Genomic DNA, 840 nt, shown 5'->3' with positions numbered 1-840 from the left:
AAAGAAACTGTCGAACCAGTCCAAGAAGGTAAAAAAGTTTTAGAACAAGTTACCTCTGAAGCTGAGGTAACCAATGTTTTAGCAACTGAAGCAGTCCGGAAAAATAAGCTTGAGGCTGAAAACAAAGCGGCAATTGAGGCGGCGATAGCTAATAATAAGGAAGTTATTGCGGAAGCTAAAAAAGTGTTAGCTACGGATAGCGTTACAGCTAAACAAGGCAATGAACAATTGTCACGTTTGAACGAGTCAATTCTTGCAGTATATAATGAGCTAAAAAAAGCAGGAATCGGAAAAGATGGAAACTTTGGAGTCGCTTTGGCTGCTCAAGATTTCTATGCCGAAGAGGGTTCTAACACAACTCATGCATCGGAAACAAACGCTGCAAATCATACTGGTAAAGATACCTATACAATTCCAGTACAAGAAATTAAATTAATTACGGGTACTGATGCTACAGGTCTAGAGATTGAAGTCTATTCTAATCAGCGGGTTGGTAATGATACAAATGCTGGAAATGGGATGCATACAGAACAAGGTGGAAAAACTGGTCATAACAACAAAGGACGTGTAGACTATCCATTAACCCCTGATGCTGCTAAAAAGTTAGCTGAAGAAGCACCACTTTGGAGAAATAAACTCCGTGCGGATGGGTCAAGAATTTTAAACGCTGCAACATCGATTTACTCTGCTAACGGTGGTTATGAATACCTAGCTACAGAAATTTATGGCTATGGGTATGAACAAGGAGTTGACAGAGTTTATATTAAAGGTTTGAAAGATCGTATTGCAGTTACAGAAAAAGCCAAGCAAGCTGGTTGGAGTTTAACTTCTGTAACACCA

General features: G+C 39.4%; 1 pseudogene. It reads left to right on the top strand.

The window, feature by feature from the left end:
• Positions 1-840 (top strand): annotated as a pseudogene (locus GMD4S_RS13585) (YSIRK signal domain/LPXTG anchor domain surface protein); the annotation flags it as partial.

It is taken from the genome of Streptococcus sp. GMD4S, from assembly GCF_000296955.1.
The sequence above is the reverse complement of the archived record's forward strand: the minus strand, read 5'-3'. Positions and strand labels throughout refer to the sequence as shown.